The sequence below is a fragment of the Bradyrhizobium sp. 179 genome, from assembly GCF_023073535.1.
Classification (GTDB): Bacteria; Pseudomonadota; Alphaproteobacteria; order Rhizobiales; family Xanthobacteraceae; genus Bradyrhizobium.
Genome location: NZ_JADPJR010000013.1, coordinates 1 through 1,131, shown reverse-complemented (window position 1 = coordinate 1,131; position 1,131 = coordinate 1). Strand labels below are relative to the sequence as shown.

The 1,131-nt window shown below is 62.2% G+C and carries 1 protein-coding gene and 2 pseudogenes; all 3 read right to left on the bottom strand.

From position 1 onward, the window contains the following. A pseudogene (locus tag IVB12_RS03305) lies at positions 1–258 on the bottom strand (recombinase family protein); the annotation flags it as partial. A gap of 15 nt (positions 259–273) precedes the next feature. Next, the gene (locus IVB12_RS03300) at positions 274–951 is read right to left on the bottom strand and encodes a hypothetical protein (protein ID WP_247295625.1); all 678 of its coding nucleotides are present in this window, start codon (positions 949–951) and stop codon (positions 274–276) included. Continuing rightward, positions 948–1,131, bottom strand: a pseudogene (locus IVB12_RS03295) (hypothetical protein); the annotation flags it as partial. The pseudogene IVB12_RS03295 and the gene IVB12_RS03300, both read right to left, overlap by 4 nt.

The window sequence follows — 1,131 nt, the reverse complement described above, 5'->3', positions numbered from 1 at the left end:
TAACTGACGACCTGCCAGCATTCCGCGCGCAAGATAATCGAAGATTGTTTGCGGGGTTACTCCAAGCTCAGCCGCTGCGCACTGAATCGAGAAGCTGCCGTCGGGCCAGCGCATCGGATTCTTGTCCACGCCGTTGATTTTGACGGTGGGAATGCCCCAGCGGGTGCGCAACAGCCAGACGTTCTCGCCTTTGAAGGCGCAGCCTCGGGCCGCGACAAAGCCTTCCTGATTGAGTATTGCCGCGATCTCGCCATCCATTTTGTGTTCAGCATTCTACTCGACGATCCGTCGCCGCAACCGATCAATGTCGATATAGTTGCGGTAGGTATGAACGCGCCGTTGTACGTGATGCTCGCTGGTTGCGCCGGTCTGCCAGACGATCCTGAGCCACACCTGACCTCGGGTCCGCTTCTGATCAAGAACGACTTCGCGGATGACAAATCGCAGAATGCGCTTGCGATCGGCTGCCGACGTGGTGGCCGCATTCCAAATCCGCGGCAGGTTCTCGCCGAGCGCTTGTAGCCCTGCGCGTTCCGCCGGGCCAATCAGAAGCGGCTCTTGCGCGCGCCAACGCGCATGCTGCTGCTCGACCGTCTCGACGACACGCAGCTTCTCTTCCCAAGCCCGCTCAAGTGAGCGCGCCACAAGACGGTTCTCGGGCTCGACGGCGTCATACTGACGCCGGGCGCGCGCGGCCTCGTAGCGGGCGCGCTCCACGCGAAGCGCCCACTGGCGCTCGAGCTGACGACTCTCTTGCTCCAGTTGGCCCGCCGCCGCGAGTGCGATCTCAATCTGATCCGGCACCAGGGCATCGAGGAGCATCCGTTCGACCAGCGCGTCAACCGCCAAGGCCCGGACTTCCTGACATAGTGCACTGCCTTGCTGGTCCCGATCCGAGCGGCAGCAATAGACCGGATAGTCGGCATTCGGGCCCGTGTAGCGCATGCTCATGCGCCGTCCGCAACGGCCGCAGATCGCAATTCCTTGTAACAGGGCTGCCCCTTGCGCGGTACGCCAGAGTGTCCTGCCTCATAGCGGAAGATGTTATCTGCCAGTCGCCCCTGGTTGGCCATGAACTCCTCCCAGCTGATATAGCCTGGGTGAGCGGCGTGGAGGCAAACCGCCCAATCC

What these genes read in the sequence shown, in the direction of transcription:
- IVB12_RS03300 (WP_247295625.1), bottom strand. Translation starts at nt 951, where the DNA reads ATGAGCATGCGCTACACGGGCCCGAATGCCGACTATCCGGTCTATTGC.